Raw genomic sequence first — 5,351 nt, forward strand, 5'->3', positions numbered from 1 at the left:
GATTGGCATCGTTGACCTGCTTGACTGGAATCTGGGCAGCCTGAATCATCGGCTGACCGACTGCTGCGAGGTCGCCGGTCTCCGGGAGCAGAATACCCACGTCGAGTTCGCGGTCAGTGCCGCCGGGGCCGCTGTCGGCCGCCGGTCCCGCCCCGTCGGGGTTTTCGCCCGCGAAGGGTTGTTTGTCAACTTCCGTCGTTGCGTTGTTCGCTGCGTCGAACTCCCAGATGGCGTAGGACGCCTCTGCTGGGTCGCCCTTCTTGTCGAAGTTGACCGAAGATGACGCCCCTTCGTAACTGATGTCTTCGCCGTTTGCGGCCGCCTCGATACCCTCGACGAGATTGTCTGGGCCGACGGTCATACCGCCGGGGTTGGCCATCCGGCGCATCTGGTCTTTGATTGCCGGTCCGGAGTTCTCACCGGCCGCGGCGTTCGCAAGGAGTTGGACCGCCACGGAGTCGTAACACTGCGAAGTGAAGACGCCGGGTGCCGCGTTGTACTCGTCTTGGAACAGTTGGTTGAACGTCTCTTGGTTCGGGCCGCCTGCTGCCGGTGCCGTCCCGGTGACGTTCGCCATGTCGTTGCCGACCTGTCCGGGCATCGACCCGGAGCGGAGTCCGTCAGGAACCAGAATTTCTTCGTTCCCCTCGGAAGCGCTGTAGTAGTCGCGGAACAGTTGAATACCACTTTCTGGGTAGCCGATGACGACAAGCCCTCCTGGGCCGTCGCCACCGCCACCACCGCCGCCACCGATGCATCCCGATAAGCCAGTCAAACCTGCTGCGCCCGCGGCTCCCACTCCCTTGAGGAAGTCACGGCGTACGATATCACGTACCATGTGAAATGGCATGGGAAGGGTGGTTTATAAATTTAACTACCGCTATTCAGAAACCAGTAGTAATTGCGGTGGACAGCGGTACGAGCATTGGCTGGTTGACATACTCTATCACTATGTTTTATATACCATCTCCGCGAAAAGCGTGAATCGCTGCGTTCAAACGTTTTCCGGGGTGTCTTTCGGTAGATGACTATTCCGTCGTTCGTCATCGGCATCGCCGGGGGCAGTGGTGCCGGGAAGACGACCGTGGCCCGACTCATCACGGAGAACGTCGGTGAATCCGTGACGCGGATTCCGATTGACAACTACTACAAAGACCAGAGTCACCTCGAAATGGCCGAGCGGGAGCAGATGAACTACGACCACCCGTCGGCGTTCGAATGGGACCTGTTGTACGACCAGTTATCCGAACTGCTCGAAGGGCGGTCCGTGGAGATGCCGCAGTACGATTTCGAGGTTCACAACCGAAAACCGGAGCGAGTGACCGTCGAACCCACCGACGTTATCATTCTGGAGGGGATTCTCGCGCTCTACGACGAGGACGTCAACGAGATGCTCGACCTGCGTCTGTACGTCGAAACCGACGCCGACGTTCGTATCCTTCGGCGCATCCAGCGCGACGCCATCGACCGCGGACGCGACCTTCAGGGCGTCATCGACCAGTATCTCTCGACGGTCAAGCCGATGCACGAGCAGTTTATCGAGCCGACGAAGAAGCACGCGGACCTCATCATCCCCGAGGGTGCAAACAGCGTCGCCGTGACGCTTCTCGAAGAGAAGGTTCAGGCCGAAGTCGAAGGCGACGAGACGCGCACGTGGGAACGAGACGCTATCGAACGGGAAGTACAAGAACGAGCCTCGTACGAGAAGTCCGACAGCTAATCGCTCGGTTGGAAGTCCGTGCTTGCGGCGACGATTACGCCGTGTTACTCGTGACGAACTGTTCTGCGCCTTCGTAGAACCAGAAGTCGTTTTCGCGCATCGCCTTGCCGACGGCCTTGTGGAGTTCGATGAAGTCGCCGAACTCCTCGCCTTCGACGTGTTCGAAGATGTCTGCGAGCGAGACGACGCGCTCGTAGTCGAGTCGAATGGGGTGGTCGCCGTACTCCTCGACGAACTCCGCTTTGTTCAGCGGGAAGTCCTCGTCTTCGTCGACCTTCTTCGCGATGACTGCCTGGCCGTACTTGCGTCCGCCTTCGCTCCCTTCTTCGCCGTCCGGGTCGTGTGGCCAATCCATACCCGAGTGTTGGCAGGCCGATTCAAAGCCGTTACGCATTTGTGGAAATCTGTCATGGGGGATTGGGTTGGAAGAGTCAGTAGGTCGCGGTTACTTTGCGGTGATTTCTGGTTGGACTGGGATTGTGAACAACGCCGAGACGGTCCCTCGCTTCGCTCGGGTTGCGACTCGTCTCGTTCAAATCCCAGCCGTTCCCGATTCAGACGCTCACGGAGGCGAGCACACGCTACGCGGTGCTTTGTGTCCGAACTACTACTGAGGTTCCTCAGAAAACCACAGTTTTGTTCAGGGTCTCTCAGCAACTCGATTGTTTTAGCAGATTATCGTCTTTTGTATCGTTTGACTTGGTACGGACGTATTTCGTCGTTCCGCGCGTTGCACTACGAACTTTTGTCCTCCTACCGTTGTGTTCTACTACAACGTCACGTCCTTTGTTCTCAATCAAGTCGTACACCTCCGCAGGTGTTTTTTGCCCCATACCGTCCGACAATCCAATTGACTGAATATCTCGGCAGTCTTGAGGTTTCGATTCTACGTCCACACAATTGACAATTAATGCCATGCCTATCGATACCACTTCAGCAATTATAAAAGTCAGGAATCCAAGATATTGTTAGAATGCGGTGGGACTGGGATTTGAACCTCACTCGCAACGCTTCGCGTTGCTCGCTGCTTCAAATCCACAGTGGACCGATTCAGACGCTCACGGAGGCGAGCACACGCTACGCGGTGCTCGCCGGGTTGTTCGCGTCAGAATGCGGTGGGACTGGGATTTGAACCCAGGATTCCGTGAGGAAACCTGCTTTCAAGGCAGGCGCGTTAGGCCGCTCCGCCATCCCACCTTCGCACGACAATTTTGATTCCGGTACCTAAGAGTTGTCGCTTTCGTTAGCCGCGGACGAGTTCCAACACGCCGTCTGTCTCCTCGACGCGAAGCCCGTGGTCGAAGACGAACGTCGTCGTGTGCTCGGGAACGACGCGCTCCGCCTCGACACGCGAGCGAAGCATCGGAACGACGGTTGCGAGGTCGGCACCCGTTTCGAGGACCGGAAGCATCGGGATGTAATCGAGATTGCGGTCGGCGTCGTCGGCGCACTCGGCGAGTGTCTCGATTTCCGGCGTCTCGTACGCATCGGTGAAGTCAATCGGCTCGCGGAACCCGGAGAAGTAGACCCGTCCTTCCGTCGACGGACCGAGGACGACCGGCGTACTGCGGAGCTTCATCGCCGCGCTGTCGATGTGCGTGCGACCCAAAAGCGGGACGACTGGTCGAGCGACTGCGACCGAGTGGACTTCCTCTTCGTTTAGAAGGTGCGAAACGGTGTTACCCGCGCGTGCGGCGAACGTCGACCCGACCTGTGGCTCGAAGCGCACGTCGCCGGTTCCACCGAGAGCGTCGGCGACGACGCTTCGAATCTCGGCCTCCGCGGAGTGTTCGGCGACGAACTCCTCGGGAAGTTGGTCGTCCGGTCGGTAGTTCACGAGTAAGTCGCCGCCCGACCGCTCTACGGCGGTACAGATGTCCTTGAGCATCGCGGCGTAGAGCGCTGCGGCTTCGTCTTCCGACAGGGGGCTGGTCTCCGCGAGGTCAGAGAGAACCAGTCCGGGCCGCGGCGGTTCGGCGAGTACGGCGATGACGGTCATGGTCTCTTCTCACGCCGGGAAACCCTTGAACCCGCCGCTTATCGACCGCCGTCTCAGCGACTCTGTCGTCCTTTCGTCTGTCGATAGTCTCGGCCGAAGACCGACTCACGGACGTGTTCGACGAACGCCTCAGTCTCCGCGTCAGTCTGTTGTTCCGGTTTCTTCATCGGGACCAGTTCGAACCCGCGCCCGCGGATGGTCGTCGCGTGCTCCGCGTCGATGTCGAAGCTATCCGCCGCGCGCGTGGTGTAATCGAACGCGAGCGCCTCCAGTGCAGCCTGCCCGACGGGAACGATGATGTGCGGGTTTATCATCCGAACCTCGGCGTTCAAGTACGGCTCGCAGGTCGAAACCTCGGTTTCTTCCGGTCCTCGCTCGGGGTGGTGACAGCGGGTCAGATACGTGAGAAAGACGTTCTGTACGTCCGGCTCTTCGGCGTCCGGCTCGGACCGCGAGAACCCGAGTTCACCGAGGATGCGCTGAACCCGTTCGCCAGCGTCGTCACCGGTGAAGGGGACGCCCGTCCGCTCTGCACTCGCAGAGGGGGACTGGCCGACGAACAGGAACTCCGCCCCCACGTCGCCGTAGCCGTGGACGCCCTGCTCGCGGACCTCGCAGAGGCCCGAGCAGTTGGTGCAGTCGGTGTCCATCGAGAAGGGGTTCCGGAACTGGCGTTGGTGTGCGTCCACAGGTATGGATTCGGCTCTAGAACCAAAACCGGCCCGGTCTGTGCAGTCTCTTCTGGTGAGGACGTACCCTCTCACACCAACCAGCCCGTGTTCGAGGTGCGTAGTGAAAGTGAACAGACGACAGAGTAGTATCTGAAACCGCAGGGATAGCTTCGACGGGAAAAACAGCTGTTTCTCAGTAAGCGAATGTGAAATCGAGCGTCGCCGGACTCGTCGCGGTCGAACTCGTAGCAGTCGAATCTGTTGTTCCCGCTTTATCAGCGGTCGAGACCGCCCTGCGCCTTGATATCCATGATATGACGGACGTTCAGGTATATCTCCTCCGGCGAGGTGTCGCCGTCGGGGTCGTAGAGGTCGCTCACGCGGTAGAGGATGGCCGACACCTGCTTGCTCTCCGAAGAGTCGCCGTAAATATCGTCTGCGACCTCGCGGAGGAGTTCGACCTTCTCGGGGTTTGCGGGGAACTCGGCGTCCGAGTCGGGGGCCATCTCCCAGTCGACTTCGTCCGCGGGCGTCTCATCGTGAGGTCGCTCCTCGTCGCTCATTTCTCGCTAACACTCCGTCGCTGGACGATACCGACCATGTCGGCCACGTTTTCGGTCATCACGCGGAAGGCATCAGCGGTCTCGTTCTCGTCTTCGAGGACGATGGGTTGCCCGCCGTCGCCGCCTTCGCGGACGGCCGGGTCGAGGGGGAGCGCGCCGAGGAACGGGAGTTCGTTCGAAGCGGCGAACTCGCGGCCACCGCCCGCGCCGAAGATGTCGTGGTTGTTCCCGCAGTCGGGACAGCGGAACGTGCTCATGTTCTCGACGATGCCGAGGACGTTCGTATCGTGCTTGCCGAACATCCGAAGCCCCTTGTTGGCGTCGTCGAGGGCGACGTCCTGCGGTGTCGTGACGATAACTGCGCCGGTAAGCGGGAGCGTCTGGAGAATCGTCAGTTG

The 5,351-nt window shown here is 59.9% G+C and carries 7 protein-coding genes and 1 tRNA gene; 1 reads left to right on the plus strand and 7 read right to left on the minus strand.

Going from position 1 to position 5,351, the window contains the following annotated elements; all coding sequences use genetic code 11:
* On the minus strand, positions 1-838 hold an 838-nt coding region (locus QT222_RS07180; RefSeq protein ID WP_491476768.1), incomplete at its 3' end, for a type 1 periplasmic-binding domain-containing protein.
* 186 nt (positions 839-1,024) lie between these two features.
* Between QT222_RS07180 and udk the strand changes: the two genes are divergently transcribed.
* Positions 1,025-1,720, plus strand: a complete 696-nt coding sequence (gene udk / locus QT222_RS07185) for a uridine kinase (RefSeq protein ID WP_004060288.1) — start codon at positions 1,025-1,027, stop codon at positions 1,718-1,720.
* Positions 1,721-1,754: 34 nt separating this feature from the next.
* On the opposite strand, the gene QT222_RS07190 is transcribed toward udk, so the two are convergent.
* The 6 genes from QT222_RS07190 to QT222_RS07215 form a co-directional block, all read right to left on the minus strand.
* Positions 1,755-2,075 (minus strand): DUF5785 family protein, encoded by a 321-nt coding sequence (locus tag QT222_RS07190; RefSeq protein ID WP_004060286.1) that lies wholly within the window; start codon positions 2,073-2,075, stop codon positions 1,755-1,757.
* 758 nt (positions 2,076-2,833) lie between these two features.
* Positions 2,834-2,917, minus strand: a tRNA-Ser gene (locus QT222_RS07195).
* Positions 2,918-2,963: 46 nt separating this feature from the next.
* Positions 2,964-3,719: a TIGR04282 family arsenosugar biosynthesis glycosyltransferase gene (locus tag QT222_RS07200; RefSeq protein ID WP_004060284.1), complete on the minus strand. Its 756-nt coding sequence runs from the start codon at positions 3,717-3,719 to the stop codon at positions 2,964-2,966.
* Positions 3,720-3,772: 53 nt separating this feature from the next.
* Positions 3,773-4,408, minus strand: a complete 636-nt coding sequence (locus QT222_RS07205; RefSeq protein WP_491476769.1) for a uracil-DNA glycosylase — start codon at positions 4,406-4,408, stop codon at positions 3,773-3,775.
* 257 nt (positions 4,409-4,665) lie between these two features.
* Positions 4,666-4,953 (minus strand): DUF7976 family protein, encoded by a 288-nt coding sequence (locus tag QT222_RS07210; protein WP_004060279.1) that lies wholly within the window; start codon positions 4,951-4,953, stop codon positions 4,666-4,668.
* On the minus strand, positions 4,950-5,351 hold a 402-nt coding region (locus QT222_RS07215), incomplete at its 5' end, for a P-loop NTPase (RefSeq protein ID WP_491476770.1). The genes QT222_RS07210 and QT222_RS07215, both read right to left, overlap by 4 nt.

It is taken from the genome of Haloferax sp. s1 (assembly GCF_058382125.1).

What these genes read in the sequence shown, in the direction of transcription:
- udk (WP_004060288.1), top strand. Translation starts at nt 1,025, where the DNA reads ATGACTATTCCGTCGTTCGTCATCGGCATCGCCGGGGGCAGTGGTGCC.
- QT222_RS07190 (WP_004060286.1), bottom strand. Translation starts at nt 2,075, where the DNA reads ATGGATTGGCCACACGACCCGGACGGCGAAGAAGGGAGCGAAGGCGGA.
- QT222_RS07200 (WP_004060284.1), bottom strand. Translation starts at nt 3,719, where the DNA reads ATGACCGTCATCGCCGTACTCGCCGAACCGCCGCGGCCCGGACTGGTT.
- QT222_RS07210 (WP_004060279.1), bottom strand. Translation starts at nt 4,953, where the DNA reads ATGAGCGACGAGGAGCGACCTCACGATGAGACGCCCGCGGACGAAGTC.